Genomic DNA, 26,135 nt, shown 5'->3' with positions numbered 1-26,135 from the left:
CCGAGGTCAAGCTGGCCGGCGCCGCTGACCGCTTCTACGCCTTCACCGAGGTCGTCAGCCGCCAGAAGGTGATCGAGGTCGCCGACGCGACCGCCGCTTCGCTGGACGAGGTCCTGTTCGCCGAGGGCGTGGCGGGGCGCTGGTCCTATCCGCGCAATCGTGTCCGCATGCTGCTGCTGGAGAACATCCACCCCGCCGCCGTCGAGCGGTTGGAGGAGGCGGGCTACACCGTCGAAACCATGAAGGGCGCGCTGGACGAGGACGACCTGATCGAGGCGATCAAGGGCGTGCACGTCCTGGGCATCCGCTCCAAGACCAATGTCAGCAAGCGGGTTCTGGAACATGCCGACCGCCTGCTGGCCGTCGCCGCCTTCTGCATCGGCACCAACCAGATCGATCTGGAGGCCGCCGCCGAACACGGGGTGGCCGTGTTCAACGCCCCCTATTCCAACACCCGCTCGGTGGTCGAACTGGCCATCGGCCTGACCATCGTCCTGATGCGCGACGTGGCCGACAAGTCGGCGGCCATGCATCAGGGCCAGTGGAACAAGTCGGCCACCGGCTCGCGCGAGTTGCGCGGCAAGACGCTCGGCATCGTCGGCTACGGCGCTATCGGTTCGCAGTTGTCGGTGCTGGCCGAGGGGCTGGGGATGCGGGTCATCTTCCACGACCTGTCGGAGCGTCTGGCCCTGGGCAACGCCCGGCGGATGCGTTCGCTGGACGCCCTGCTGGCCGAGGCCGACGTGGTCAGCCTGCATGTCGATGGGCGCAAGGATAACGCCGACGTCATCGGCGCGGCCCAGTTCGCGAAGATGAAGCCGGGCGTCCTGTTCCTGAACCTGTCGCGCGGCCACGTCGTCGATGTCGACGCCCTGGCCGAGGCGGTGAAGTCCGGTCGGATCGCGGGCGCTGCGGTGGACGTCTTCCCCGAGGAGCCGCGCACCAACGCCGATCCCTTCGCCAGCCCCCTGCAGGGTCTGAAGAACGTCATCCTTTCGCCCCACATCGGCGGCTCGACCGAGGAGGCCCAGGAAGCCATCGCCGAGTTCGCGGCCGAGCGTCTGCTGGGCTATCTGAATCGGGGCGACACCACCTTCTGCGTCAACCTGCCGAACGTGCAACTGGCCGAGGTGTCGCGCGCCCACCGCCTGCTGCACATCCACCGCAACCAGCCGGGCGTTCTGGCCGAGCTGAACCGCGCCCTTTCGGCGGCGGGCCTCAACATCCTGGGCCAGCACCTGAAGACGGACGAGCGCACCGGCTACGTCATCACCGACGTGGATCGTGACTATGATCCCGAGGTGCTGAAGGTCCTGCGTGACCTGCCGGGCACAGTGCGCTTCCGAATGCTTCACTGATCGCTGTTCAGCTTCCCTAGGGGCATCTTGCGCTCACGGCAAAGCAGCGCATCCTCCGGATAACGACCGCATACGGACGGTCGAGGGAGGAACATCGATGTCTCGTCTTCTTCGAGGAGCGGCCCTGGCCGCCCTGACCCTGGCCGCCGTCTCGACCGCAAGCGCCGCCGGGGCCCAGAGCTACAACCGGCTGGTCGTCTTCGGCGACAGCCTGTCCGACAATGGCAACCTCTATCTGGCGACGGGCGGATCGACCCCGGCCTCGCCGCCCTATTACCAGGGGCGTTTTTCCAGCGGGCCGGTCTTCACCGAGCGGCTGGGGTTCAACGCCGCCAACTTCATGGGGCCGGTGAGCGGCAGCATCAACTACGCCTTCGGCGGCGCGCGCACTGACAGCCAGGCCGCCCCGATGGGAATGCGAGTCCAACTGGCCCAGTATCAGTCGCGGGGCGGCGTGTTCGGGGCTGGTGATCTGGTCAGCATATTGGGCGGCGCCAACAACATCTTCCAGGGCCTGCCGGCAGCGGGCGCCTCCTCCAACCCGCAAGGCAGCATTGCGCCGGTGGCGCTGGGCGCCGCGGCTGACATGAACTTCATCGTCGGCAGCGTGGCCCAGGCGGGGGCGGGAACCATCCTGGTCACCAACCTGCCCAAGCTCAGCCTGACGCCGCAGTTCCGCGCCACGCCCGCCGCGCCCCTGGCCGATTACGCGGTGACGACCTTCAACGGCGCGCTGCTGACCGGTCTGAACGCTACGGCGGCGGCGCGGCCGGGCACCAACATCATCATGATGGACCTGTTCAAGATCGGCGACGTCATCGCCGCCAACCCCGGCGCCTTCGGCGTGTCGAACGTCACCCAGCCCTGCTTCAACGGGGTGACGGTCTGCGCCAACCCCAACGACTACTTCTACTTCGACGGGGTGCACCCGACGGCCACGGGCCATGCCGTGATCGCCCGTCTGGCCAATGACTACCTGTATTACGGCGATCTGGGCTCGCAGACCGCCGTGCTGGGCGAGACGGCCTGGCGCCATCGCGAGGATGCGCTGGACGGCGCGACCGCCAGCCTGTCGGGCCGCGACGCCTGGACTACGGGAACGGCGATCTCGGTCTCGGCCCTGGCGGACCGGACCAAGACCGACGCGCGCGGTCGGATCGGCGAGGCGACCTCGGACGGGTACGGCGTGCGGATCGCGCTGGAGGCGGGTTCGGAGAGGATGAAGTTCGGTCTGGCCGGCAGCTATCGCAACGCCGACGTGGACGGGGGCAGCCTGAACGTCGATCTGGATAGCTTCGGGCTCGACGTCTATGGCGGCTGGCGCTCGGGCGACCTGTTCGTCAATGCGGCGGCGGGCGTGGCCCAGGACGATTTCAACGACATCAGCCGCCTGACCTCGCTGGCGCCGGTCGTACACACAGGCTCGACGCGCGGTGTTTCGACGGGCGCGCGTCTGCAGGGCGGGATGTGGTTCGACATGGGCGGCATCGCCCTGTCGCCGCGCGCGGCCGTGGCCTGGATCAACAGCGACGTGGACGGCTTAGACGAGCAGGGCCCGGCGGCGCAATACGCCTATAAGGACCGCTCCGTTCAGGGCGCGACCGCCGAGATCGCCCTGCGCGCCGAGGCCGGAATCGACCGCTTCCACTTCTTCGCCGAGGGCGGCTATCGCGACAGCCTGAGCGACGACAGCGACCCGGTGCGCACCGGCATCGCCGGAAACCCGGCTCAGGTCCTGGCGCGCGACATCGACAGCCCCTGGGGCGGTCAGTTCCTGGCTTCGGCGGGCATCGAGGGCACGATCATGGAGCGGCTCAAGGTCTCGATCGGCTACAAGGGACGCTTCGGCGATCAGGCCGACAGCCACATGGGCGGGGTGCAACTGACCCTGCCGCTGTAAGGCGTTAGACAGACGGGGAGGGGGCCGCGCGGCGTAAATCGCGCGGCCCCTTTCATTTCGTCAGGGGCGTTTTAGTTCCCGACCCGCGACCCCTTGTCGCCTTGGCGGCGCCCCATTCAGGTCCCGGTGTAATGCCAGAAAAGGACAACCCTGGCCGTCGGCGAGCGTTTTCCGCCATCCGCGCCCTGCGCGATCATGACGGCCCTCCCGCTTGAAAGAGCGTCAGGAGCTGTTGTTCTAGTATGCGTTTCGTACCCCCGGCCGCCCGGCCGTTCGTGCTTCATGTCGGTCACATCACCCTGCTGGCCGGCGCCGCTGTTCTGGCCATGGCCGCCGCCCCGCTGAACGGCGCCAATCCCGCCCCGGACAAGGTCGAGGACCTTTCCGCGCCCGCCGCGCCGCCGGTCATGGCGGTGGCAAAGCCCGCCGGTCCGTTGATGCGCAAGCTCGTGTTCGAGGCTCCGGTAAAGGGCTATCGGATCAACTCGGCCTTTGGTCTGCGCAAGCTGGCCATCGAGGCCAAGGCCCGCGCCCACAAGGGCGTGGACATCGCCGCGCCCAAGGGCACCAGCGTCTATTCGACCGCCGAGGGCAAGGTGATCCGGGCCGGCTTTCAGGCCGGCGGCTACGGCAACTTCATCGAGGTGAAGCACCCCAACGGTATGAGCAGCGTCTATGGCCACCTCAGCCGCATCGACGTCCATACCGGCCAGTCAGTGGCGACGGGCGAGCGTATCGGCCTGGTCGGCTCGACCGGCTATTCGACCGGCCCGCACCTGCATTTCGAGGTCCGTCGCAACGGCGATCAGGTGAACCCTGCCAAGGTCGTCGGCCAGAGCTTCGACGTGAAGGTCATCGCGCCCAAGTAGCGGGCACGGATCATGACCGATCTGTAATGTAAAATGCCCTTTCCATTTCCCGCCTCGCACCTTTAGGATTCGCGTTCTACGATTGCGAGGGGGACGGCATGGTTGCGGCGCTGACGCTGGACGGGATCAGCAAAAGATACGGCGGCTTTCAGGCCGTGTCCGACCTGAGCTTCGAGGTCGAGAAGGGCACCATCTGCGGCTTCCTGGGTCCCAACGGCGCGGGCAAGACCTCGACCCTGCGCATGATCCTGGGGCTGCAGCCCGCCACCTCGGGCAGGATCGAGATCCTCGGCGCCGACGACGGGCGCAAGGTGCGTGATCGCATCGGCTTCCTTCCCGAGGAACGCGGACTCTACAAGAAGATGACCCCGGTGGACGCCATCGCCTTCTTCGGCGGGCTGAAGGGCGTGCCCGCTTCCGAGGGGCGCAAGCGCGCCCGCGAGATGCTGACCCAGATGGGCCTCGGCGACGCCCAGAAGAAGAAGATGAAGGAGCTGTCCAAGGGGATGGCCCAGAAGGTCCAGTTGATCGCCTCGGTCGTGCATCGCCCCGAGTTCGTGATCCTGGACGAGCCGTTTTCCGGCCTCGACCCGATGAACCAGCAGGGGCTGGAGGCCATGATCCGGGCCCTGGCCGCGGACGGCGCGACCGTCCTGTTCTCGACCCACGTCATGCAGCACGCCGAACGCCTGTGCGACAAGGTCGTGCTGCTGGCGCGCGGCAAGAAGGCCTTTGAAGGCACGGTGGATCAGGCGCGGGCGACCTCGCCGCGCTTCCTGGAGTTGGAAGGCGCGCTGGACGTCGCCGCCGTTTCGGCCCTGCCGGGGGTGAGCGGCGTCGAGGTTCTGAGCGAGCAGGACGGAGCACGCACGCTGCGCGCCGGACTGGCGCAGGGCGCGGGCGGGCAGGAGGCGCTGAAGTCGGCCTTCTTGAGCGGGCTGGACGTGCGGCGCTTCCAGATCAAGGAGCCGACCCTGCACGACGCCTTCATCGCCCTGACCGGCGATCATCCGGACGATGATCAGACTGTCGCCCGCGATGGCGCCCGTGACGCTCTCAAGACGGAGGCCGCCCGATGAACCGCACCCTTCTGATCGCGCGCCGCGAGTTCATGGCCTACGCCAAGACCGTCGGCTTCTGGCTGTCGCTGCTGGCCTTCCCGCTGTTCGGCGTGTTGGGCGGTGCCATCCCCCTGTTGATGAAGAGCGCAGAGCCGACGCGACAGGTCGCGCTGGTCGATGAAGCGCCCGCCGGTTCGGGCCTGGCCGCCGCCGTGAAGCAGGCTCTGGAGAGCGAGCAGGCGAGGGGCGACATCAGCGCCCTGCGCATGGCCGCCATCCCGGAGGCGGGCGTGGCCGGCGGCGACCGGGTGCGCAAGATCGCCGAAGCCGAAGGCTTTGACGCCGGCGTGGCCGCCTTGAAACGCGAAGCCCCGCGCGCGGGCGCCGCCTTTGACCTGCCCAAGCGCAACCTGACCCTGGTCGCGCCGCCGGCCGAGATCGCCGCCGCCGCCCCCGGCGAGGCGCGCGACGCCCTGGCGAGGCGCTATGTCAGCGATGACGCGCCCGAGGGGCAGAAGCTGAGCGGGGTGGTCTTCCTGACCGAGGCGAACGGCCAGCCGGGCGCCCGCGTCTGGACGGCGCGCGCCACCGACGACGCGGTCGAGGACGCCGTTCGCGACGCCCTGAAGGACGCCAACCGTCATCAGGTCTTCGCGGCCAGCGGGATCGACCCGACCGTGGTGGCCCAGACGGATCGGTTCCGTCCTGAACTGTCCGTCTTCTCGCCCAAGGCGCGTTCGGGCGGCGAGGTCTCGTTCCGCGACAAGCTGCCCACCGTGGTCGGTCTGGCGGTCGGCTTCATCCTGTGGTCGCTCATCATCACCGGCGCCTCGATCCTGCTGAACAGCGTGATGGAGGAGAAGTCGAACAAGATTCTGGAGGTCCTGCTGTCCTCGGCTTCAGCCACCGAAATCCTGACGGGCAAGGTGCTGGGCGTGGCCATGCTGACGCTGACGGTGCTCATCGCCTGGGGCGGGCTGGGCGGGATCGCCCTGGTCGCCGGGGCGCCGGACATGGCCCGCGACGTAGGCTCAGTGCTGATGAGCAACGGCCTGCTGGTCTACTTCCTGCTGTTCATGGTCGGCGGCTATCTGATGTACGCGGTTCTGTTCGCGGCCATCGGCGCCTTCTGCGAGACGCCGCGCGACGCCCAGACCCTGATGGGGCCGATCATGATGGTGCTGTTCGTGCCGCTGCTGGTCATGCAGATGGCCATCCGCACGCCGGACGCCCCGGTGGTGAAGATCATGAGCCTGATCCCGCCCTTCACCCCCTTCGTCATGGCCGCCCGCGCGCCCAGCGGCCCGCCGCTGATTGAGATCGTCGGCGCCCTGATCGGCATGTTCGTCTTCGCCGCCCTGATGGTCTGGGTGGCGGGCCGGGCCTTCCGCGCCGGCGCCCTGTCGGACGTGAAACTGAACTGGAAAAGCTTCCTCGGCGCGGTGCGCGGGGGCGCCTGAAGCGGGCGAGACGACGGCGCGAAACCGAGCGCGTCGTCGTCCGTTCACCCGGGCAGAGGCTCAATCATCGAGGCGGATCATGGCGACGACGATATTCAGAACGGGCGGCCAGTGGCGCCTGGCGATGTGGGGCCTGATCGCGGCCCTGCTGCTCCTGCCGCTGATCGCCATGCAGTTCACCCGTGAGGTGGCGTGGGACGCCGCAGACTTCGCCTTCGCGGGAGCCCTTTTGGTCGGAGCGGGCCTGGTCTTCGAACTGGCGGCTTGGCGCACGAAAAAGCTGGCCTGGCGGCTGGCGATCGGCGGCGCCCTGGTCTTCGCTGTGCTGCTGATCTGGGCTGATGCCGCCGTGGGCGTTTTCTAGGGCCTCAGCGGACACCAAGACAAAGAAAAGGCCCGCTCCGGTTTCCTGGGGCGGGCCTTGATCTTTCAGCCTGGGGCTGGGGCCGTATTAACGGCCGCCCGGCGTGCGGGGCTTCGGAGCCGGCAGCAGGCCTTCGCGCTGGGCGCGCTTGCGGGCCAGCTTGCGAGCGCGGCGAACGGCTTCAGCCTTTTGGCGAGCGCGCTTTTCCGAGGGCTTCTCGAAGTGCACGTGGCGCTTCATTTCACGGAAGCTGCCTTCACGTTGCATCTTCTTCTTCAGGGCTTTCAGCGCCTGATCGACATTGTTGTCGCGAACGAAAATCTGAACCAGGGTTATCTCTCCTTTGGCCGCCCGCCGCGTCCTTTCGAAGGGAGACGGGCAGACAAAATAAAAACTCTCCCGAAAGGCAGGGCTCTCGGATGAAGGCGCGCTGATACACGACGAGCGGGGGCCTGTCCAGATCGACACAGGCAATCGTGATGGGTCGAAAAGCCCCGAGGACAGGACTATTCTGGGGATATGACCGAGACCGCTGACGCCGCCGCACCCAAAACCGACTGGGCCTCCCGTATGGAGCAGGCCGTGCTGGACGCCGCTATAGAGCGCGCGCCCGCCTTGGGCTGGAACAGCCGCCTGGTCCGCGCGGCTTGCGAGGCGAACGGGTTGTCGCTCGGCGACGAAGATCTGCTGCTGCCGAACGGCGCGCGCGACCTGGCGGTCCTGCTGTCGCGTCGCCACGATTCGCGAGCGCTTGAGGCGCTGGAGGCCACGCCCGCCGCCACGATGAAGATTCGCGAGCGAATCGCGGCCGCCGTCTCGGCGCGAATGGAGGCAGGGGCGCACGACATCGAGGCGGCGAAGCGCTGCGCCGGTTTTCTGACCCTCCCGACCAATGTGGACCTGGGCTTCAAGCTGGCCTGGGAAAGCGCCGATCATCTGTGGCGGTGGGCCGGGGACACGGCGACGGACCAGAACCACTATTCCAAGCGCGCTATTCTGGGCGGCATCCTGATCCCCGCCCTGACTATGCGCTGGTTCGAGGGACGCGAGGCCGCCGAAGCCTTCGTCGCTCGCCGCATCGAAAACGTCATGGCCTTCGAGAAGTGGAAGGCCGGCAAGGACTTCGACGCCCCGATCAAGGCCGTCACGGACGCCCTGGGGCGGCTGAGGTATGGGGCGAAGGAAGCTTGAGCCTCCCTCTCCCGATGGGAGAGGGCTTGAGCGCGCGGCGGCGAAGTCGCCGCTCTTGCGCGAAAGGGTGAGGGGCGACGGTCAGCCTTGAAGACGCCGGGCGTGCTGCATGACGGCCTCGATCAATACCTCCGGCGCACTGAAAATCTTATCATTGGTCATTCGGATCACTGTCCAGCCGAACGTCTCAAGCGCCTGTTGTCGCTGGCGGTCACGCGCCATGACCTCGTCTAGCTGATGCACACCGCCGTCGATCTCGATGATCAGGCGTAGACGGTCGCAGGCGAAGTCGACGAAGTAAGTTCCGATGGGATGCTGACGGCGAAACTTGTGGCCGTCGATCCGACCGCCACGCAGAACCGACCAGACGCGCTCCTCGGCACGGCCGGAGGATTGGCGCAACTTGCGTGCGCGGTCGGTTCGCGGGGGCGTCATGAAAGAAGTGTGCGAGCGTCGCGCAGGCATGGCAAGTCGCGAACCCTCACCCTTTCGCGCAAGGACGATCGCTGACGCGCTCGTGCGCTCAAGCCCTCTCCCATCGGGAGAGGGTCAGAGAATCCTGTTCACGTGCGCCATCTTGCGACCGGCGCGGGCCTCGTGCTTGCCGTAGAGGTGCAGGCGAGCGTTCGGTTCGGCGGCCAGGGCGCGCCATTGATCGACCTCGTCGCCCAGCAGGTTGGTCATCTCGATGCGAGCATGGGCCTCGGTGGGGCCCAGGGGCCAGCCGACGATGGCGCGGACGTGCTGCTCGAACTGGTCGCAGACGCAGCCGTCCTGGGTCCAGTGACCGGTATTGTGGACGCGCGGGGCGACCTCGTTCACCAGCAGGACGGGCTTTCCTTCAGAATCGGCGCCCATGTCGAACAACTCGATGCCCATGACCCCGACGTAGTCGAGGCCGTCGAGGACCGCCGAGGCGATCTCGACGGCGCGCGCCTGCGTCTTGGCGTCGACGGCGGCGGGGGCCAGGGTGGTCTTCAGCACGCCATTGGCGTGGATGTTCCCGCCCAGGGGATAGACGGCGATCGCGCCGTCGTGGCCGCGCGCGGCGATGACCGACAGTTCGCGGTTGAAGACGGCGGCGGCTTCCAGCACGGCGGGACGGCGGCCGATGGCGTCAAAGGCGGCCTCGGCGTCGGCGGCGTCGCGGATCCAGACCTGGCCCTTGCCGTCATAGCCCTCGCGCCGGGTTTTCAGCACGGCAGGCAGGCCCAGCCTGTCGATGGCCTTGACGAGGTCGTCCAGAGTCGAGACGGCGGCGAAGTCGGCGGTCACGGCGCCGACGGCGTTCAGATAGGTCTTCTCGTCCACCCGGTCCTGAGCCACGGCCAGAGCCGTCGGTCCGGGCGCGACCAGGGCGCCGGCCTCGGCCAGGGTCTCGACCGACGAGGCCGGGACGTTCTCGAACTCGAAGGTGACGACGTCGCACAGCCGGCCCAGCGCCTGAAGCGCGTCAGGGTCGTCATAGGGGGCGGTGATCTGGGCGCGCGAGACGCGGGCGGCCGGACAGTCGGGCTGCGGGTCGAGGATCACCACGTCGAACCCGAGGCGCGAGGCGGCCTGGCTCAGCATCCGGCCCAACTGGCCCCCGCCGAGAATGCCGAGGGTCGATCCGGGGCTCAGGGGCAGTTGGGGCAAGTCAGTCCTCGACGGTTTCGGCGACGGAATCGGTCTGGGCGGCGCGGAAGGCGCTGAGGCGATCGGCCAGGGCCGGGTCAGACAGGGCCAGGATCTGCGCCGCCAGGATGCCGGCGTTGGCGGCGCCCGCCTCGCCGATGGCCAGGGTGGCGACCGGCACGCCGCCGGGCATCTGGACGATGGAAAGCAGGCTGTCCATGCCCTTCAGGGCCTTGGACTGGACCGGCACGCCCAGGACGGGCAGGTCGGTCATCGAGGCGGCCATGCCGGGCAGGTGGGCCGCGCCGCCGGCGCCGGCGATGATGACCTTGTGGCCCATCGCTTTTGCATTGGTGGCGAAGTCATAGAGGCGCTGCGGCGTGCGGTGGGCGCTGACGACCTTGGCTTCCCAGGCGACGCCCAGCTGATCCAGGCGTTCGGCGGCCAGCTTCATCGTCGGCCAGTCGGACCGGCTGCCCATGATGATGGCGATTTCTGGAGTCGAAACGGGCGGCGTCGAGGCGGTCATGCGAAGGCTCCCCACACGGAAAGCGGCCCGTTACAGCACGCGCGTTGCGCCCGCAACCAAGGTCGTTAGAATCATCATCGTCGCGAGGGCCTGAGTCGCCTGCGATTCGCGATACCGGAGCTTGACTTGACCGACGTGGCCGAACCGACTGCAGGCATTGATCTGCACGCCGAGATCGAACGGCTGCGCGCCGAAGTCGCCGCCCTGACCGTTCGCGCCGAGACGGCCGAAGCCTTGGCGGACCACGACGTTCTGACACGGGCGCTCAACCGGCGCGGCTTCATGACGGTGCTGAACCGCAGCATGGCCTATTGCCGCCGCCATGAGGTCGAGGCGGCGCTCCTCTATCTCGACATGGACGGGTTCAAGGGCGTCAACGATGGCCTGGGTCACGCGGCGGGCGACGCCGCCCTGATGGCCGTGGCGGACCTGCTGCTGGCCAATGTGCGCGAGTCTGATGCGGTCGGGCGTCTGGGCGGCGACGAGTTCGCCCTGCTGCTGATGAACGCGGGCGCGGACGAGGGGCGCGAAAAGGCGAAGCGTCTGGCGAGCGCGCTGGAAACCGAAGGCTTCGTCTGGGAAGGCGCGACCGTCGCTCTGGGCGGTTCATTCGGCGTCCGCGCCTATGCGGGGCAGACCGATCCTGAGGCCTGGCTGTCGGAAGCCGACGCCGCCATGTGGTTGCGGAAGAAGGCCCGCTGAGCCTTTGCGGGCCTAGGCGATGATGTCGGGCAGGATGCGGTCTTCGATCTTCACGATCTCGTCGCGCAGGGCCAGCTTCTTGCGTTTGAGGCGAGCGATCCGCAGCTGATCGGGGATCGGCATGTGGCCGAGCGCCTCGATCGAGGCGTCGAGGTCGGCATGCTCCTGCAGAAGCGCCTTCAGCTGATCGCGAAGCTGCTGGTCCTCGTCGGACAGGAAAGGTTGGTCGTCGTTCATGGCTCGCCCCGGAAGCCCCCTCTTATAACTGACCGGCGGTCAGGCGGGAAGGCGATCCGCCAGAGTCGTCAACGCGGGACGCGGCACGACTCGGGCCCACAGTTTCGCGGTCTCGGCCAGGCCGTCGAGGGCGCGGCGTGGGGCGCCCGACGGGGCGGGCGCCAAGGCTTCAAGCTCCAGCATCAGGCGGCGTTCGGCGTCCAGCTCCAACGCCTTGACCTGTTGGCGCAGGGCCTCGCGGTGCTCATTGTCGACGTCGGGGATGGGCGCCTTCAGCGTCCGCCGCACGGCGCGCAGCGGGGCGACGACGACGGTGTCATAGGCGCGGGCGGCGTCGCAGGCGGCCTCGATCATCTCCTCGTCCGGGCGGCGGCCGGTGACGGCGACCCAGGCGGCCCAGAGCATCAGCGGCACGTTCTGCTCGTTGTGGTCCTGCAGACTCAGGCAGACCTCGGCCACGCCGGGGGCGTCATAGGCCGCGACGGCCCATGTCCAGAGGTCGCTCATGCCTGGGTTCCGGCGTTGAGCCCTTCCCAGCGTCGCACCGAGGCCCAGTCCAGACCGAACAGGTCCAGCGCCCTTCCGACCGATTGATCGACCATCTCGGCGATGCTGGCGGGTTTGGCGTAGAAGGCGGGCAAGGGCGGAGCGATGGTCGCGCCCATCTCGGTCAGCGCCGTCATGGTGCGCAGGTGGCCCAGATGCAGCGGCGTCTCACGCACCATCAGGACCAGCGGGCGGCGCTCCTTCAACACGACGTCGGCGGCGCGGGTCAGCAGGGTCGAGGTCACGCCGGTGGCGATTTCGCTCATGGTCCGCACCGAACAGGGCGCGACGATCATGCCCATGGTGCGGAAGGAGCCCGAGGCGATGGCGGCGCCGACGTCGGCCAGCTTGTAGGTCACGTCCGCCTTCGACATCAGGTCGTCGGGGCTCAGATCCGTCTCCTGCGACAATGTGAGCAAGGCGGCCTTCGTAACCACCAGATGGCTCTCCACGCCCAGTTCACGCAGGGCGTCCAGCACCCGCGCGCCATGGATGACGCCGGAAGCGCCAGAGATTCCAACGACCAACCGCGAAGGCTTCGGGTTCCGTATGGTCGAGTTCACATCATCGGCCATTTTGACTTCCACAGTCTCCGTGTTCGGAGCGACGAGGGGTCACCGCAATGTGATTCCACAGGCCGTCGTTCCGGGCGCTCAGTGTAGTGGTCCCTTAGACATGGAGGCGCAAGCCATGACCATCGAGGCTCGTATTCGCGAACTGGGAAATCGGCACAGGACGCTGGATGAGACCATTCAGCAGGAGACGCGCCGGCCCACCGCGGACCCGACACACCTCAGGGAACTCAAGCAGCGAAAGCTCAGGTTGAAGGAAGAGATCACTAGTCTGGAGGCCAGGACCCACTAGGCCTCCCCATGAAAAGAGAACGGCCCCGAAGATCGCTCTTCGGGGCCGTTTCCATTTCAGGTCGGAACGATCAGTCGTCGTTGCGGCCGAAGACCGATTCTGCGGTCGGCTCGGCGCCGGGGCGCACGCGCTCCTCGGGGACGAACTCGGGCTCGTCCGGCTCTGCTTCGATGGCTTGCAGCACGCCTCCGCCGGACTTGGCGTCGTCCTTGGCCTTCTTGTCGGCGGCCTTCTTGACGATTTCGTCCAGTTGCAGCTGGCCGACCAGGCCCAGGGTCACAGGGTCGACCGGCTTGATGTTGGCCGAGTTCCAGTGAGTGCGGTTGCGCACGGTCTCGATGGTCGACTTGGTGGTGCCCAGCAGCTTGGCGATCTGGGCGTCGGTCACTTCCGGGTGGTTGCGCACGAACCAGGCGATGGCGTCGGGACGGTCCTGACGACGCGACACGGGCGTGTATTTCGGACCGGTTTTGGACGGCTTCAACAGTTCGGCGTGGCGGCTGACCACAGCCTTCATGCGGTAGTCGGGGTTGGCCTGGGCCTTTTCCAGCTCCTCGCGCGTCAGCTGGCCGTTGACGATGGGGTCGGCGCCGCGGATGTCGCGGGCCACGTCGCCGTCGGCAATGCCGCGCACTTCCAGCGGGTGCAGACCGCAGAAGTCCGCGATCTGCTCGAAGGAGAGCGAGGTGTTGTCCACCAGCCAGACCGCGGTGGCCTTGGGCATCAGGATGTCGGTCATGGGGCGTGCGTCCCGGCTTTGCGGCCCGAAAATCGAGCGTTTGAATCGACGGCGCCCGACCTTTCGGCCGGGCGCTGAGGCCTTCTGTATAGGCCCATTTTCGGCAAAAGAAAACGCTGTCCGAACTGCCCGTACAGCAAAGGTTCATGGAGGGTGTTGAACAGTCTCGCTTGTGGCGCGTTGGTGCGCCGAGGGATTTCAGGGAAGGACAGCTCTCATGAGACAGTTCGCGATTATCGCCGCCGGCGCAGTCATGGCCTTCGGCGGCGCCGTCACCGTGCCGTCCGGTCCGGCCGAGGCTCAGGCGCAGACGCGCGGCGCCCCGCGCGGCAGCTACACCCAGTCGTGCACGGGCTCCTACGTCAATCAGGGGCGCCTCTATGCCGATTGTCGCGACACGCGCGGCCGGATGCGCGAGACCTCTATCGAGCTGGCCCGCTGCTCCAGCAGCGACATCGGCAACGATAACGGCCTGTTGGTCTGCTACAATCACCGAGGCGACTATGAGGACAATGGTCGGCCCGGCGGCGGCAACGGCGGCTGGCCGGGCGGCCCGGGCGGCGGCAACGGCGGCGGTTGGGGCAACACCTCCATCACCGTCTATCGCGACGCCAATTATCGCGGCCAGTCGATGACCTTCCGCGAGGAGATCCCGAACCTGCGCAACAGCGGCCTGAACGACGCCATCAGCTCGATGCGTCTGAGCCGCGGCAGCTGGGAAGTCTGCGAGGACGCCAACTATCGCGGCCGCTGCCAGATCATCAGCAGCGACGTGCGCGATCTGGGGCGCTCTGGCCTGAACGACCGGATTTCATCGCTTCGGCCGGCCCGTCGCGGCGGCAACTGGTAAGGACGATGAAACGGGAGGCTTCGGCCTCCCGTTTTTTCTTGGACTGTCAGACGGTCAGAACGATCTTGCCGACATGGTCGCCGGCCTCCAGTCGCTGATGGGCGGCGGCGGCCTCCGCCAGCGGGAAGGTCGCGGCGACCTGGGCGCTGACCTGACCCGAGGCGACCCATGGCCAGACGGTTTGCTCGACGGCGGCGGCCAAGCGGGCCTTTTCGTCTGCGGGGCGGCTGCGCAGCGTCGATCCGGTCAGGACGATCCGTTTCAGCATGACCCGCATCAGGTCGATCTGGGCCAGGGCGCCGGTCAGGGTGGCGATGACCACCCAACGGCCGCCGGGCCTGAGCGCATTCAGATTCAGCTCTGCGTAGTCCGCGCCGACCATGTCCAGCACGACATCGGCGCCGCCTGCCGCCTTGATGGCGTCCAGCAGGTCGCCGTTCGTGGCGTCCAGGCTGACGTCGGCGCCCAGGGCGCGGGCCGCCTCGGCCTTGGCGGCGCCGCGCGAGGTGGCGATGACGCGCGCGCCCGCCGCCTTGGCCATCTGGATGGCCATGACGCCGATGCCGCTGGTGGCGCCGTGGATCAGCAGGGTCGCGCCGGCCTTCAGCCCCCCGCCCTCGAAGACGTTGGCGAAGACGGTGAAGGCGGTTTCGGGCAGGGCGGCCGCCTGGATGAAGTCCAGGCCGTCGGGAACAGGCAGGACGTGGCGGGCGTCGACCACGGCGCAGTCAGCGTAACCGCCGCCACCCAGCAGGGCGCAGACCCGGTCGCCGACGCGCCAGCGGGACACGCCGTCGCCGACTGCATCGACCTCGCCCGCGACTTCGAGGCCCAGAATGTCCGAGGCGCCGGGCGGCGCCGGGTAGAGGCCGTTGCGTTGAACAATATCAGGCCGATTGACGCCCGCGGCGCGCACGTGAATGCGAATCTCGCCGGGAGCGGGCTCCGGCAAGGGGCGTTCGGCCAGACGCAGGGCCTCGGCGGGGCCCTTTCCGCCTTCGATCTCGATGACCCGCATGATGCCTCCGCCGCTTGCAATCCTAGTCATTGGGGCGTTTTCATACGGGTTCGTGCGGTCGCTGGCCACGGAGGCGATGATGTCGTTCGAAGATCTGGAGCCGCGGCCCCGAGCCGGCGAGGCGCTGAAGGCCCTGGGACGGGAAGACCTGGACCTATACGCCGTCGACGATCTGCACGAGCGGATCGCCGCGCTGGAGGCCGAGATCGCGCGTTCGAAAGCCGCCATCGACGGCAAGTCCTCCAAGCGCAGCGCCGCTGACGCCCTGTTCAATTTCCGCTGATCAGCCTCTCCCGCGCTTTCGTAATCCGTGGCATGACGTTTGCAGTTCCAGTCCGTGCGGAGTCGTTCTGACCCGCGAGTTTGACGGACGCGCGTGACGTTTCATGGGTAGGATCGAGTTGACCGCCATCGACGCTGACATGGTCGGATTGCGTTCGCGCAGCGCTGAGGTGCTGGATTTCGCGCGGTCGGAGCTGTTCGATCGGACCTTCCGTGAGGGCATGGAACTGGTCGAGGAGACCGCCGCCTATCTGGACGGCGACGGGCGTCAGGATTCGCGGCTGCTGTCGCGCGCCGCCGCCCTGGCCTATGCGGGCGAAAGCATGAAGCTGACCACGCGGCTGATGCAGATCGCGTCCTGGCTGCTGGTCCAGCGGGCGGTGCGCGAGGAGGACATGACCGCCGCCGCCGCCTGCGAGCCGCGCTATCGTCTGGCCGATCGCAAGGTCGAGAGCGAGCCCAGCCATCGCGAACTGCCTATCGCTCTGATCGAATACGCCGTGCGCGCCGAGAAGCTGTACGACCGCGTCCTGCATCTGGACCAGCGGATGTATCTGGGCGGCGACGAGGAGCAGCCGGTCAATCCGGTGCAGAGCCAGCTGGATCGCCTGCAGGCGGCTTTCGGGGGCTAGGCCCCCGATCCCCGGACAAGCGAGGCCTAGGGGCCGACGTCGTTGGCGTCGCTGGGGCCGTCGGCGATGACACGCGGCAGGTTGACCGCAATGCCCAGGGCCTGGGCCAGTTTTTCGTCCCGGCGATAGACGTCCTCGCGGAAGGCGACGCGGCCCTGTCCGTCAACGAAGGCAGTCCAGTAGAGCAGGCGCACGGCGATCTCGCGGCCGGTCGTCACGCGTTTGGTCTCGCGGCTGTCCTGGGCCGCGTCGAAGTCGGCCAGCTTGGTCGGGTCGGGCTGCAGCAGCAGGCGGGCGAACTCGACTGCGTTCTGCACCCGCACGCAGCCGTGGCTGCGCTGACGCACCGACAGGTTGAAGGCGCCCTTGGACGGGGTGTCGTGCAGGAAGATGGCGTAGCTGTCGCGCAGTTCGAACTTCACATAGCCCAGCGACGACTGCGGGCCGGCGCGCTGCACCACCCAGCCGTCGGCGTTGATGTACATGTCGTGGGCGGCCAGATAGCCGGGGCCCTTGGGCAGGATCTCGCGGCGGGCGATGCCCATGGGCACGGTCCACGGCGGATTGGCCACGACCGAGGCGAAGGGCTTCTCGAGACTGGGCGTCTGGTTTTCGGTCGAGCCGACCACGACGCGGTTGGAGTGAACCGGCTTGCCGTCCTTCCAGTAGACCATGATGGCCGCGGCGGTGTTGACTTCGATCCGCTCGGGATTCAGTTCGCGCTTCAGCCAACGGCGGCGCTCAAGGTTCAATGCGATCTGGCGGGCGCGGTCCTCGGCCGTGGCGCCGAGCGAGCGCTGGGTGCCGGGGCCGATGCGGCCGTCCGCGCCGAGGCCGTGGCGGGTCTGGAAGCTGCGGACCGCCTGCTGCAGTTCGGTCCCGTAGGCCAGATTGCCTTTCAGGCGTTCGCCGGCGGCGGCGCTGAGGTCGCCCTCGGCCACCAGACGGGCGATCAAGGCCGGAATCCGGTTGTCGCTGGCGCCCGGCTCGATCGTGCCGCCCTGGCGGAACGCGGGCCAGCCGCCGGCGCGCGTGATGCGGCGATAGCGAGCGTAGCCGGCCGACAGGTTGGTGTAGCCGATGTCGGTCGGGGCCAGGTTGTCAAACCACTGGGCCAGACGATTGGCGCTGACCGCCTGGGTCAGGCCAGTCGGGATGTCGACGCTGTTCTTCTGCATCTCCCACAGGTCTTCGACCGTCTCGGGACGGACGCGGCCCTCGGCCAGAACCCGGGCGTATGTCACGGCGGCGGCGGTGGTGCGAATTTCGGTCGAGGCGGGATCGGCGGCCAGACCGACGAAGTCGAAGAAGTCTCCGGCGGGCAGGGCGTGGCGCTCGGCGCCGGCGGCGACTTCGCGCAGGATCCTCAGGCGGTCGGCGGTCCAGATCGGCTTGCCGCCGGTCAGCTGATAGATCGCACGCACGTCGGCCTGAACAGCCTCGGGCAGGCGGGCGGCCTGGGCGTCGAAGCCGGCGATGAAGACCTGGGGATCGACCGGTCGGCTCTGCGCCAGTGCGGAGGTGGTCGCGCCAAGGGTCAGGGTCGTCGTCGCGACGCCAAAGCCCAATTCCCGTCGATTCATTCTAACGCTCTTAGTCCGGTCCGGCGCCAGACCCGTCGCCTGCGCCCCGAAGGATCGAACGCCCCCATGTTATCGACGTTCCGGTCAAACAAAAAGCGCCGGCCCATCGGACCGGCGCTTCTGTGGCGACTATGTCGCAGGCCGTAAGGCTTACTTCTTGATGAAGCCGCCGAACTTGTTGTTGAAGCGCGAAACGCGGCCGCCGCGGTCGAGCATCTGGGCGTTGCCGCCGGTCCAGGCGGGGTGGGTCGACGGATCGATGTCGAGGGCCAGCGTCGCGCCTTCCTTGCCGTAGGTCGAACGGGTCTGGAAGGTGCTGCCATCCGGCTTCACAACCGTGATGAAGTGGTAGTCGGGGTGCGTGTCCGCTTTCATGGGTCTGATCCGTCTCTGCGCTTCGACGATGCCGACCGTCAGTGCGCGTAAATAGAGAAACCCGCCGAGGCTAAACGGCGGGAATGAGCGGCGGCGTTTACACCGGGGGGCGTTCCGGGGCAAGAGCGCTGGCATGACCCAAGTTTCCTCGCCTTCCGCTTCGCCTGACGCCGCCGCCCGGGGACGTCCCGGCGCCGGAGCCTTGCTGGCCGAGCAGATGGAGGAGGCGGGCGGCAAGCGCGCCAAGACCCGCAACATCAGGCCCCTGGCCCAGTTGCTGCCCTTCATGATGCGGCATCGGCTGAACGCGGCGATCGCGGGTCTGTGGCTGATCGGCTCGACCGTGGCTTCCCTGGCGCTGACGGCGACGGCGCGCGGGGCCATCGACAACGGCTTCGAGAACGGCGGCCGGGACATCAATACCTGGTTCCTGATTCTGGGCGCGAACGCCCTGATTCTGGGGCTGGCGACGGCCCTGCGCTATTTCTACGTCACCAAGACCGGCGAGCGGATCATCGCCGATCTGCGCACCGGTTTGTTCAAGCGCATCCTGACGCTGGACCCGGTCTTTTTCGCCCATATGCGTACCGGTGAAGTGCTGTCGCGCCTGACCACCGACATCCAGTTGGTCGACACCCTGCTGACCACATCCGTCAGCTACGCCCTGCGAAACTTCCTGACGTTGATCGGCGGGGTGATTCTTCTGTTCTTCGTCAGCCCCAAGCTGACCGGTCTGGTGCTGCTGATCGTGCCGGTGCTGATCGTGCCGCTGTTCATCTTCGGACGTCAGGTGCGCAAGCTGACGGTCAAGTCCCAGGACACCTTCGCGGGGGCGGTCGGGTTCGCCGGCGAGAGCGTGGACGCCATCGAGACGGTGCAAGCCTTCGGTCGTGAAAAGAGCGCCATCGCCCGCTTTGGCGCGGCGGTGGAGGAGGCGTTCGGCGTCTCCCTGATCCGTATGCGGGCGCGTGCCGTCATGACCGCCATGATCATCGTCGTCATGTTTGGCGGCGTGACTCTGGTGCTGTGGCTGGGGGCGCAGGACGTGCTCGCCGGAAACATGACGCCGGGCGCCCTGCTGCAGTTCGTCCTCCTGTCGGTCTTCTCGGCCGCCGCCGTGGGCGCGCTCGGCGAAAGCTGGGGCGACGTGCAGAAGGCCGCCGGGGCCATGGAGCGGATCGACGAGCTGATGCGCGCCGTGCCCGCCATCGCCCCGCCGGCCAACCCCGTGGCCCTGCCGCAGCCGCCGTTGGGCGAGGTGTCGATGTCGGCGGTGGACTTCGCCTATCCGGGCCGCCCCGACCTGCCGGCGCTGAAGGGCTTCAGCCTGACCGTGCGTCCGGGCGAGACCGTGGCCCTGGTCGGGCCGTCTGGCGCGGGCAAGTCCACCGTCTTCCGCCTGCTGCTGCGCTTCTATGATCCGCAGTCGGGTCTGGTCTCGGCGGACGGCGTGGATGTGCGCGCCGCCGATCCGGTTGCGGTGCGAGAGCGCTTTGCCTGGGTGTCGCAGGAGGCGCCCCTGTTCTCGGGTTCGGCGCTGGAGAACATCCGCTTCGGCCGCGAGGACGCGACCCTGGCCGAGGCTCGCGCCGTGGCCGACGAGGCCCAGGCCCTGGGCTTCATCGAGGCTCTGCCCCAGGCCTTCGACACTCCGCTGGGCGAGCGCGGCAAGAGCCTGTCGGGCGGTCAGCGGCAACGTCTGGCCATCGCGCGGGCGCTTGTGCGTGAAGCCCCGATCCTGCTGCTGGACGAGGCCACCAGCGCTCTGGACGCCGAGAACGAGCGTCTGGTGCAGGCGGCGTTGGATCAGGCCATGGAGGCGCGCACCACCCTGGTCATCGCCCACCGTCTGGCCACGGTCCTGCGCGCCGACCGCATCGTCGTCATGGACGGCGGCAAGGTGGTCGAAGAAGGCACCCACGCGGAACTGACGGCGCGCGGCGGCCTCTATGCGCGTCTGGCGCAGCTGCAGTTCCAGGGGACGTAAGCTCTAGCGCGCAGCGACCGCCGCGCCTGGAAAATCGCTGAACACGGCGTCGACGCCGAGGGCGTAGAAGGCCTTCAGATAGCCGCTCAGGTCGCCATGGTCGGCGGGGGCGTCGCCGCGGCGGCGTTCCAGCGGCAGGAAGACGTTCTCGGCGCGGAAGGTCCAGACCACGACCTTGAGCCCCGCGGCGTGGGCGTCGGCGACCAGAGGCGCGGCGGGCAGGCTGCGGCCTGTGGCGTCGCGCGGCAGGATCATGCCGGTCTCGACCCCGACGGCGTCGGCATAGGCGGCGACGGCGCGCAGGCCGTCAGGCGTGCTCATGGCGGCGTAGGTCAGGTCGGGACGGTCGGCGGGGCCGCCGGAGACGCTCATCAGTTGCAACAGGGGCGCGTCGATGCGGGCCTCGAGCCTTTGCAGCGGGCCGACCTCGAAGCACTGGATCAGGATGGGAGCCTCGGCCCCGCTCAGGCCGTGGCGCTGCAGGGCGGCGACGAAGGCGTCCTCCATCGGCAGGTTGATGCTGGCGAAATAGGACGGGTGTTTCAGTTCCGGCGCGACGCCGATGATGCGGCCGGTGCGGGCGGTCTCCTCGCGGGCGAGGGCCACGACCTCGTCAAAGGTCAGGAGGAGCTCCTGACCGTCCCAGGCGGTGTTGGCGGGGCGCAGCAGGGGCAGGCGCTCGCGGGCGCGCAGGGTTTTCAGTTCCGCCAGGGTGAAGTCTTCGGTGAACCAGCCAGTGGTCTGGACGCCGTCGATGACCTTGGTCGTGCGGCGGGCGGCGAACTCTGGCCGATCGGCCACGTCGGTCGTGCCCTCGATCTCGTTCTCATGACGGACCATGAAATGGCCGTCGCGGGTCATGACCAGATCGGGTTCGGTGACATCTGCACCCTGTTGGATGGCCAGGCGATAGGCTGAGGCCGTGTGCTCGGGCCGTTCGCCGGAAGCGCCGCGATGGGCGATGACTTGAGGGGCGGGCGCAGACATGGCCGGGGTTCCGCTGAGGAGAAGGGCGGCGGTCAGGATGAGGCGGATCATGCCTTGAGGGTAGGGGCGTGACGTGACGCGCGTGTGATTTCTCCCTCCCCTTCATGGGGAGGGTGGTCGTCGCGAAGCGGCGAGCGGGTGGGGAGGGCCAGGCAAGCAAAAGGCGGCGGGTCAATGACCGCGCCGCCCCCACCCGACCTCGCCTGACGGCTCGGCCACCCTCCCCATGAAGGGGAGGGAGATTTTTCCTTAAGCCGCTTGCAGAATCTTGCGCAGTTGCGGCTGTAGTTCCGGGTTGGCGGCGACGATCTGCTTGCCGTTCTTCGGGTCGCCGTCGATGTCGATGGTGGTGACCAGGCCGCCGGCTTCGGTGACGAACAGGATGCCCGCCGCCACGTCCCACGGTTGCAGGTTACGCTCGAAGAAGGCGTCGTAGCGGCCCGCGGCGACCCAGGCGAAGTCCAGCGAGGCGGCGCCCAGGCGACGGATGCCGGCGACGCGTTGGCCGACGGCGTGGATGTCCTTGATCGACTGGGCGTGGCCCGACTTGCCGATGAAGGGCAGGCCGGTCGAGATCAGGCTTTCCGACAGGTCGCGGCGGCCCGAGACGCGGATGCGCTGGTCGTTCAGGTAGCAGCCCTTGCCCTTTTCGGCCCAGAACAGCTCGTTCATCACCGGGTTGTAGGTGACGCCGGCGACGATCTCGGACGAGCCGTCGGGGTGCTTGCGCTCCAGGCCCACCGTGATGGCGAAGTGGGGCATGGCGTGCATGAAGTTGGTGGTGCCGTCGATCGGGTCGACGATCCAGGTGTGCGACTTGTCGGTGCCTTCGATCAGGCCGCGTTCCTCGCCGAGGAAGCCGTAGCCGGGGCGGGCCTTCATCAGCAGTTCAAAGAGGGTGTCCTCGGCCTTCAGGTCGGCGGCCGTGACGAAATCGCCGGGCCCTTTGCGCGAAACCTGAAGTTGGGCGACTTCGCCGAAATCGCGAAGCATGGGGCGCGCGGTCTTGCGCACGGCGCCGATGATGACCTGAACGAGAGCAGAGGCGAGGGCCATGGGGTTCTCCTGGTCCGGCTGTCCTTGAAGGCCCTGTCGGCCCGGAGAGACGGAGAAGCAAAAGGGGCGCGGACCATCCGCGCCCCTGTAGATATGTCTTAAGCGCCCGACCTTGGCCGGGAAAGACGGTCTTTGTTAGTCCGCGCGGCGGACGTATTCGCCGGTCGTGGTGTCGACGATGATGCGCTCGCCGGCCGACATGTAGGGCGGGATCATGATGCGCACGCCGTTGTTGGCGATGGCGGGCTTGTAGGAGGACGAGGCGGTCTGGCCCTTCACGGTCGGCTCGGTCTCGGCGACTTCCAAGGTGACCTGTTCCGGCAGCTCCAGGCCGATCGGACGGTCTTCATGCATCTCGATGACGACCTTCATGCCCTCTTGCAGATAGGGGATGCGTTCGTCGCCGACCCAGTCCTTTTGCAGTTCGATCTGCTCGTAGGTGGCGTCGTCCATGAAGACGAGGCTGTCGCCGTTGTCGAACAGGTAGGAGAAGTCCTTCTGTTCCAGCGTGACGCGCTCGACCTTGTCTTCCGAACGGAAGCGTTCGTTCAGCTTGTTGCCGGTCTCGAGGTTCTTGGCCTCGACGTTGGCGAAGGCGCCGCCCTTGCCGGGCTTGACGTGGCTGGCCTTGGTGACGACCCAGAGGCCGCCGTTGTGCTGCAGGACCATGCCGGGCTTGATGGTGTTGCCGTTGATTTTCATAGAAACCGCTGGATCTGAGGGCTGGGGGCGGCCCGGCCGCTTCACAGGCGGGCGCGCGAAATCGCGGCGAGCCGTAGAGGAACAGTGGAAAAAGGGCAATGGGGGCGCTGATCGCCGGTCTGCGGATCAGTGAACGGTCGACCCGTCGCGAAGCCGGGCCTCGGCGCGATTGGCTAGACGCACGCCTATGCCGGTGGGCGAGGCCAGCTTGCCGGCGCCGGGGTCCAGTTTGCGCGCCTCGTGGGCGAAGGCGGCGGCCAGACCGGCCGAGGACATGGCCGCCAGGACCTGGGTCGTCAGGCGTGTCGGACGCACGGCCAGCCAGACGGCGCTGACCGTCTGGGCGGCGAGCCAGAGGGCCATGGCGCTGCGGCGTTCGGGTCGGGCCGGGGCATTCCAGACACGCACGGCCGACAGGGTGGTGGCCGAGAACATGGCCGGCAGGATCAGGCTGATCGGGCCGCGCGGTCGTTCGGTGATCGGGGCGTCGCCGCCCAGCGGCTGCAGCGCTCGGCGCGGCTGGGGGCGGATCAGCTTTGAGGCCGCGGTCGTGGCCGCCAGGGCGAAACCGGCGGTCAGGGCCAGGCCCAGCCCGACATGAGTCCAGCTGCGCCCCTCGGCGTTGAGAAGGCCGGAGGCCTGATCGCGGGCGGTGTCGAGGGCGTTTTCGATGGACATGGCGGCTCCTGCAAAGGGTCAGGAAATCAAGTCGCGCGCCCTCAAGGCGGTTCCGTCAGTCCGCCTCGTCGCCGCCGGGCGGCTCCATATCGGCCGGGTCCAAATCGTAGTCCAGCAGGTCGCCGGGGCGGCAGCCCAGGGCGGCGCATAGCCGGGCGAGGGTGCGAAAGCGGATGCCCTTCACCTTGCCGGAGCGAAACAGGGACAACTGGGTCTCGCTGAGCCCGACCTGAGCGGCCAAATCGCGGGCCTTGATGCCCTTGGCGACGATCAGGGCGTCGAGGGTCACGCGAACCGCCATCAGATCATCTCGTCCAGTTCGGCCTGAACGGCCCCCGCCTGATCCACGACGCGGCCCAGCAGGAAAAGGGCGCCGCCGATCATGCCCAGCGTCATGCCGGCCACGTCGAAATGCAGATAGCCGCCCTGGGTGGAGCCGATCAGGCGCAGCAGGTTGGTGACGACGAAGACGCTGATCACGCCGCCGAAGCCGAGGGCCAGGCCGACCCGACGCAGGGTCGCGGCCAGGGTCGGCTGTATCAGTCGTCCCTTGGCCAGTTGCCCCATGCCGCCGCCGATCGACCAGACGCCGAACAGGTAGCAGAGCGCCGGGGTGATCCAGATCACCGAGGCGGCGACGGCGCGTCCGCTGACCAGGGTGGGAGCGCGCGCCCACAGGACGATCGGAGCGATCAGGTTGGCCGCGACCAACAGCAGCCCCACGCTGGCCACCATGAAGACCGCCAGCCAGCGGTACTGGCCGCACAGGCGGCGAAAGCGGTCGAGGTCTCGGGTCATGCGAGTTTCGATTCTGACGTTTTTTTTAATCTTGACTTAAAGATTGCGCCTTCGCAACTTTATCTAAAAGTTAAATGGAGGCGGCGATGGCCGGAATGGTGGAGGCGGAGGGGCTGTCGCGGCGCTTCGGCGCGCGAACGGCGGTGGACGGGGTGTCGATGACGGTGTCGGATCAGGCGGTCTATGGCTTCCTGGGGCGTAACGGCGCGGGCAAGACGACGACGCTGAAGATGCTGCTGGGTCTGATCCGGCCGACGGCCGGGACGGCGCGGATCGGCGGCGTCGACGTGGCGCGCGACCGCATCGGCGCGGCGCGCAAGGTTGGGGCCTTGCTGGAGGCGCACGGCTTCTACGGCAACCTGACCGGGCGCGAGAACCTGGATCTCAGCCGCCGTTTGATGGGCCTGCCGACCTCGGAGATCGACCGGGTGCTGGGCGTGGTCGAGATGCGCGCCGATGCGGGGCGGCGGGTCGCAGGCTATTCCCTGGGGATGCGGCAGAGGCTGGGTCTGGCGCGGGCCATGCTGGGCGCGCCGCCGGTTCTGGTGCTGGACGAGCCGACCAACGGCCTGGACCCCGACGGCATCGCTGAGATGCGCCGCTTTCTGCGTGACCTGCCCGCCCGGACCGGAGCGACGGTGCTGCTTTCCAGCCACCTGCTGGGCGAGATCGAGCAGATCGCCACCCATGTGGGCGTGATCCATCAGGGGCGGTTGGTTCTGGAGGGCGAACTGGCGGCGCTGAAGGCGGCCGAGGCGCCGGAAATCCATCTGCGCGTGGACGACCGCATTCGGGCGGCGGCGTTGCTGGCCCGGCACGATCTGGACGTGACGGAGGTCGCCGAGGGCCTGACGGCGCGATTGCGCGCGGGCCAGGACCACGACGCCGTGACGGCGCGCCTGAACCGGAGCCTCGTCGAGCAGGGCGTCGCCGTCTTCGCCATCGGCGCGCGCCCCCATTCGCTGGAGGCCCTCTATCGCCAGGTCACCGAAAACGCCCACCCCCTGCCGGAGGCCGCGTGATGCTGTCCGTTCTGTCTGTCGAGGTTCGCAAGCTGAACCGTTCGCTAGCCCTGCTGCTGGCTGTCGCCGCGCCCAGCCTGATCGCCGTGTTCGGCTTCTTCATGGCCCTGCGCGCCAAGGCGTCCGCGCCATGGGAGATGTGGATGATGAGCGGCTCGGCCATCTGGGCCTACTTCATGATGCCGATGAGCGTGACGGCCCTGACCGCCCTGGTCGCGCACATGGAGCATGGGCCGAAGTCCTGGGACCACCTGCGCGCCCTGCCGACCCCGCGCTGGAGCCTGTACGCGGCCAAGGCGGTCTGCGTGATCGGCCTCGTGCTGCTGATGAGCGCGGGCGTGCTGGCGCTGACGGCGGCCTCGGTGTCGCTGGCGGCGCAGATCAAACCTGCCGTGGCGCCGACGGGAGCCTTCGAGTTGGCGAACTACGCCAGAATGCTGGGGCTGATGGCGGTGGCGGGCACCTTGATGATCGCCATCCAGTTCTGGGTCGCCATGCGGTTCGCCAGCTTCGTGCCGGCCCTGATCGTGGGCATCGGCGGCACCTTCTTCGCCGTCGTCGCGACGTCAGCCAAGCAGGGCGTCTTCATGCCTTGGCAGATGCCGGTCAATATCCTGGCCGGCGAGGCTTGGCGGATGCAGACGGCGCTGGCGCTGGGCGGGGGGCTGGGCCTGATCGTCCTGATCCTGGCCGTGATCCATCTGGCTCGCCGCGAGGTGCTGTAGCCC

General features: G+C 67.9%; 32 protein-coding genes. 15 read left to right on the top strand and 17 right to left on the bottom strand.

Annotated features, from left to right (window positions below; genetic code table 11):
* Nucleotides 1-128: 128 nt before the first annotated feature.
* The 6 genes from serA to ACFYLW_RS12150 all read left to right on the top strand — a co-directional run bounded on the left by serA (nucleotide 129) and on the right by ACFYLW_RS12150 (nucleotide 7,012).
* A complete protein-coding gene (gene serA / locus ACFYLW_RS12175) occupies nucleotides 129-1,358 on the top strand; it encodes a phosphoglycerate dehydrogenase (protein ID WP_390183193.1) in 1,230 nt (409 codons plus the stop codon).
* Between the two features lie 97 nt (nucleotides 1,359-1,455).
* Nucleotides 1,456-3,258 carry an autotransporter domain-containing protein gene (locus ACFYLW_RS12170; RefSeq protein ID WP_390183127.1) on the top strand — a complete coding sequence of 601 codons (1,803 nt, stop codon included), beginning with the start codon at nucleotides 1,456-1,458 and terminating at the stop codon, nucleotides 3,256-3,258.
* A 242-nt stretch (nucleotides 3,259-3,500) separates the two neighbouring features.
* A complete protein-coding gene (locus ACFYLW_RS12165; RefSeq protein ID WP_390183126.1) occupies nucleotides 3,501-4,127 on the top strand; it encodes a M23 family metallopeptidase in 627 nt (208 codons plus the stop codon).
* Between the two features lie 98 nt (nucleotides 4,128-4,225).
* The gene (locus tag ACFYLW_RS12160; RefSeq protein WP_313104377.1) at nucleotides 4,226-5,206 is read left to right on the top strand and encodes an ATP-binding cassette domain-containing protein; all 981 of its coding nucleotides are present in this window, start codon (nucleotides 4,226-4,228) and stop codon (nucleotides 5,204-5,206) included.
* Nucleotides 5,203-6,648 (top strand): ABC transporter permease, encoded by a 1,446-nt coding sequence (locus ACFYLW_RS12155; RefSeq protein WP_390183125.1) that lies wholly within the window; start codon nucleotides 5,203-5,205, stop codon nucleotides 6,646-6,648. Before ACFYLW_RS12160 ends, ACFYLW_RS12155 begins: the two co-directional genes overlap by 4 nt.
* A 79-nt stretch (nucleotides 6,649-6,727) precedes the next feature.
* Nucleotides 6,728-7,012 carry a hypothetical protein gene (locus tag ACFYLW_RS12150; RefSeq protein WP_292084308.1) on the top strand — a complete coding sequence of 95 codons (285 nt, stop codon included), beginning with the start codon at nucleotides 6,728-6,730 and terminating at the stop codon, nucleotides 7,010-7,012.
* An 87-nt stretch (nucleotides 7,013-7,099) separates the two neighbouring features.
* On the opposite strand, the gene rpsU is transcribed toward ACFYLW_RS12150, so the two are convergent.
* Nucleotides 7,100-7,342 (bottom strand): 30S ribosomal protein S21, encoded by a 243-nt coding sequence (rpsU, locus tag ACFYLW_RS12145; protein ID WP_105562988.1) that lies wholly within the window; start codon nucleotides 7,340-7,342, stop codon nucleotides 7,100-7,102.
* Between the two features lie 189 nt (nucleotides 7,343-7,531).
* Here rpsU and ACFYLW_RS12140 point away from each other — a divergent pair, with 189 nt between their 5' ends.
* A complete protein-coding gene (locus tag ACFYLW_RS12140) occupies nucleotides 7,532-8,203 on the top strand; it encodes a COQ9 family protein (protein ID WP_390183124.1) in 672 nt (223 codons plus the stop codon).
* Nucleotides 8,204-8,284: 81 nt separating this feature from the next.
* On the opposite strand, the gene ACFYLW_RS12135 is transcribed toward ACFYLW_RS12140, so the two are convergent.
* From ACFYLW_RS12135 to purE, 3 genes are all read right to left on the bottom strand, one after another.
* The gene (locus ACFYLW_RS12135; protein ID WP_390183192.1) at nucleotides 8,285-8,638 is read right to left on the bottom strand and encodes an endonuclease domain-containing protein; all 354 of its coding nucleotides are present in this window, start codon (nucleotides 8,636-8,638) and stop codon (nucleotides 8,285-8,287) included.
* Between the two features lie 114 nt (nucleotides 8,639-8,752).
* Nucleotides 8,753-9,841 (bottom strand): 5-(carboxyamino)imidazole ribonucleotide synthase, encoded by a 1,089-nt coding sequence (locus ACFYLW_RS12130; protein WP_390183123.1) that lies wholly within the window; start codon nucleotides 9,839-9,841, stop codon nucleotides 8,753-8,755.
* Between the two features lies 1 nt (nucleotide 9,842).
* Nucleotides 9,843-10,349: a 5-(carboxyamino)imidazole ribonucleotide mutase gene (gene purE / locus ACFYLW_RS12125; RefSeq protein ID WP_390183122.1), complete on the bottom strand. Its 507-nt coding sequence runs from the start codon at nucleotides 10,347-10,349 to the stop codon at nucleotides 9,843-9,845.
* Between the two features lie 135 nt (nucleotides 10,350-10,484).
* Between purE and ACFYLW_RS12120 the strand changes: the two genes are divergently transcribed.
* A complete protein-coding gene (locus tag ACFYLW_RS12120; protein ID WP_292084502.1) occupies nucleotides 10,485-11,051 on the top strand; it encodes a GGDEF domain-containing protein in 567 nt (188 codons plus the stop codon).
* A 12-nt stretch (nucleotides 11,052-11,063) separates the two neighbouring features.
* Here the strand turns inward: ACFYLW_RS12120 and ACFYLW_RS12115 are convergent, their stop codons facing one another.
* The 3 genes from ACFYLW_RS12115 to ACFYLW_RS12105 are packed head-to-tail and all read right to left on the bottom strand — an operon-like array spanning nucleotide 11,064 to nucleotide 12,409.
* On the bottom strand, nucleotides 11,064-11,288 hold the full coding sequence (locus ACFYLW_RS12115; RefSeq protein WP_292084303.1) for a YdcH family protein: 225 nt from the start codon (nucleotides 11,286-11,288) through the stop codon (nucleotides 11,064-11,066).
* A 39-nt stretch (nucleotides 11,289-11,327) separates the two neighbouring features.
* The gene (locus ACFYLW_RS12110; RefSeq protein ID WP_390183121.1) at nucleotides 11,328-11,795 is read right to left on the bottom strand and encodes a TIGR02444 family protein; all 468 of its coding nucleotides are present in this window, start codon (nucleotides 11,793-11,795) and stop codon (nucleotides 11,328-11,330) included.
* Nucleotides 11,792-12,409, bottom strand: coding sequence for a UbiX family flavin prenyltransferase (locus tag ACFYLW_RS12105; RefSeq protein WP_292084301.1), 618 nt, complete (start codon nucleotides 12,407-12,409; stop codon nucleotides 11,792-11,794). Before ACFYLW_RS12105 ends, ACFYLW_RS12110 begins: the two co-directional genes overlap by 4 nt.
* A 115-nt stretch (nucleotides 12,410-12,524) precedes the next feature.
* Between ACFYLW_RS12105 and ACFYLW_RS12100 the strand changes: the two genes are divergently transcribed.
* Entirely contained in the window at nucleotides 12,525-12,698 is a 174-nt protein-coding gene (locus tag ACFYLW_RS12100; RefSeq protein WP_292084299.1) for a YdcH family protein, read from the top strand.
* 70 nt (nucleotides 12,699-12,768) lie between these two features.
* Here the strand turns inward: ACFYLW_RS12100 and ACFYLW_RS12095 are convergent, their stop codons facing one another.
* On the bottom strand, nucleotides 12,769-13,437 hold the full coding sequence (locus ACFYLW_RS12095; protein ID WP_390183120.1) for a DUF1013 domain-containing protein: 669 nt from the start codon (nucleotides 13,435-13,437) through the stop codon (nucleotides 12,769-12,771).
* 217 nt (nucleotides 13,438-13,654) lie between these two features.
* Between ACFYLW_RS12095 and ACFYLW_RS12090 the strand changes: the two genes are divergently transcribed.
* Nucleotides 13,655-14,287 carry a beta/gamma crystallin-related protein gene (locus ACFYLW_RS12090; RefSeq protein WP_390183118.1) on the top strand — a complete coding sequence of 211 codons (633 nt, stop codon included), beginning with the start codon at nucleotides 13,655-13,657 and terminating at the stop codon, nucleotides 14,285-14,287.
* A gap of 46 nt (nucleotides 14,288-14,333) precedes the next feature.
* On the opposite strand, the gene ACFYLW_RS12085 is transcribed toward ACFYLW_RS12090, so the two are convergent.
* Nucleotides 14,334-15,305 carry an NAD(P)H-quinone oxidoreductase gene (locus tag ACFYLW_RS12085; RefSeq protein ID WP_390183191.1) on the bottom strand — a complete coding sequence of 324 codons (972 nt, stop codon included), beginning with the start codon at nucleotides 15,303-15,305 and terminating at the stop codon, nucleotides 14,334-14,336.
* A 79-nt stretch (nucleotides 15,306-15,384) separates the two neighbouring features.
* Here ACFYLW_RS12085 and ACFYLW_RS12080 point away from each other — a divergent pair, with 79 nt between their 5' ends.
* Together ACFYLW_RS12080 and ACFYLW_RS12075 are read left to right on the top strand one after the other, a co-directional pair.
* Nucleotides 15,385-15,588, top strand: coding sequence for a DUF1192 domain-containing protein (locus ACFYLW_RS12080; protein ID WP_292084295.1), 204 nt, complete (start codon nucleotides 15,385-15,387; stop codon nucleotides 15,586-15,588).
* 103 nt (nucleotides 15,589-15,691) lie between these two features.
* Nucleotides 15,692-16,219: a DUF1465 family protein gene (locus ACFYLW_RS12075; protein ID WP_390183116.1), complete on the top strand. Its 528-nt coding sequence runs from the start codon at nucleotides 15,692-15,694 to the stop codon at nucleotides 16,217-16,219.
* 26 nt (nucleotides 16,220-16,245) lie between these two features.
* Here the strand turns inward: ACFYLW_RS12075 and ACFYLW_RS12070 are convergent, their stop codons facing one another.
* Nucleotides 16,246-17,802 carry a murein L,D-transpeptidase gene (locus ACFYLW_RS12070; protein ID WP_390183115.1) on the bottom strand — a complete coding sequence of 519 codons (1,557 nt, stop codon included), beginning with the start codon at nucleotides 17,800-17,802 and terminating at the stop codon, nucleotides 16,246-16,248.
* Between the two features lie 150 nt (nucleotides 17,803-17,952).
* Complete coding sequence (gene rpmE / locus ACFYLW_RS12065; RefSeq protein WP_292084293.1) at nucleotides 17,953-18,177, bottom strand: 50S ribosomal protein L31; 225 nt, start codon at nucleotides 18,175-18,177, stop codon at nucleotides 17,953-17,955.
* Nucleotides 18,178-18,310: 133 nt separating this feature from the next.
* Here rpmE and ACFYLW_RS12060 point away from each other — a divergent pair, with 133 nt between their 5' ends.
* Nucleotides 18,311-20,164, top strand: coding sequence for an ABC transporter transmembrane domain-containing protein (locus tag ACFYLW_RS12060; protein ID WP_390183113.1), 1,854 nt, complete (start codon nucleotides 18,311-18,313; stop codon nucleotides 20,162-20,164).
* Nucleotides 20,165-20,167: 3 nt separating this feature from the next.
* Here the strand turns inward: ACFYLW_RS12060 and ACFYLW_RS12055 are convergent, their stop codons facing one another.
* The 6 genes from ACFYLW_RS12055 to ACFYLW_RS12030 all read right to left on the bottom strand — a co-directional run bounded on the left by ACFYLW_RS12055 (nucleotide 20,168) and on the right by ACFYLW_RS12030 (nucleotide 24,385).
* Complete coding sequence (locus ACFYLW_RS12055; RefSeq protein WP_390183112.1) at nucleotides 20,168-21,202, bottom strand: glycerophosphodiester phosphodiesterase; 1,035 nt, start codon at nucleotides 21,200-21,202, stop codon at nucleotides 20,168-20,170.
* A gap of 198 nt (nucleotides 21,203-21,400) precedes the next feature.
* Nucleotides 21,401-22,207, bottom strand: a complete 807-nt coding sequence (locus ACFYLW_RS12050) for an inositol monophosphatase family protein (RefSeq protein WP_292084289.1) — start codon at nucleotides 22,205-22,207, stop codon at nucleotides 21,401-21,403.
* 135 nt (nucleotides 22,208-22,342) lie between these two features.
* The gene (gene efp / locus ACFYLW_RS12045; protein WP_292084287.1) at nucleotides 22,343-22,909 is read right to left on the bottom strand and encodes an elongation factor P; all 567 of its coding nucleotides are present in this window, start codon (nucleotides 22,907-22,909) and stop codon (nucleotides 22,343-22,345) included.
* Nucleotides 22,910-23,035: 126 nt separating this feature from the next.
* The gene (locus ACFYLW_RS12040) at nucleotides 23,036-23,587 is read right to left on the bottom strand and encodes a TspO protein (protein WP_390183111.1); all 552 of its coding nucleotides are present in this window, start codon (nucleotides 23,585-23,587) and stop codon (nucleotides 23,036-23,038) included.
* Nucleotides 23,588-23,642: 55 nt separating this feature from the next.
* Nucleotides 23,643-23,888 carry a helix-turn-helix transcriptional regulator gene (locus tag ACFYLW_RS12035; protein WP_312065458.1) on the bottom strand — a complete coding sequence of 82 codons (246 nt, stop codon included), beginning with the start codon at nucleotides 23,886-23,888 and terminating at the stop codon, nucleotides 23,643-23,645.
* Nucleotides 23,888-24,385, bottom strand: coding sequence for a DUF2975 domain-containing protein (locus tag ACFYLW_RS12030; RefSeq protein ID WP_390183110.1), 498 nt, complete (start codon nucleotides 24,383-24,385; stop codon nucleotides 23,888-23,890). Before ACFYLW_RS12030 ends, ACFYLW_RS12035 begins: the two co-directional genes overlap by 1 nt.
* 86 nt (nucleotides 24,386-24,471) lie before the next feature.
* Here ACFYLW_RS12030 and ACFYLW_RS12025 point away from each other — a divergent pair, with 86 nt between their 5' ends.
* A complete protein-coding gene (locus ACFYLW_RS12025; protein ID WP_390183109.1) occupies nucleotides 24,472-25,407 on the top strand; it encodes an ABC transporter ATP-binding protein in 936 nt (311 codons plus the stop codon).
* Nucleotides 25,407-26,132 (top strand): ABC transporter permease, encoded by a 726-nt coding sequence (locus ACFYLW_RS12020; protein ID WP_390183108.1) that lies wholly within the window; start codon nucleotides 25,407-25,409, stop codon nucleotides 26,130-26,132. The genes ACFYLW_RS12025 and ACFYLW_RS12020 overlap by 1 nt, the downstream gene beginning before the upstream one ends.
* Nucleotides 26,133-26,135: the final 3 nt, after the last annotated feature.

The sequence above is a fragment of the Brevundimonas sp. NPDC007368 genome, from assembly GCF_042869015.1.
GTDB lineage: Bacteria > Pseudomonadota > Alphaproteobacteria > Caulobacterales > Caulobacteraceae > Brevundimonas.
Note: the sequence above shows the minus strand (reverse complement) of the source record. Positions and strands in the feature narration are given on the sequence as shown.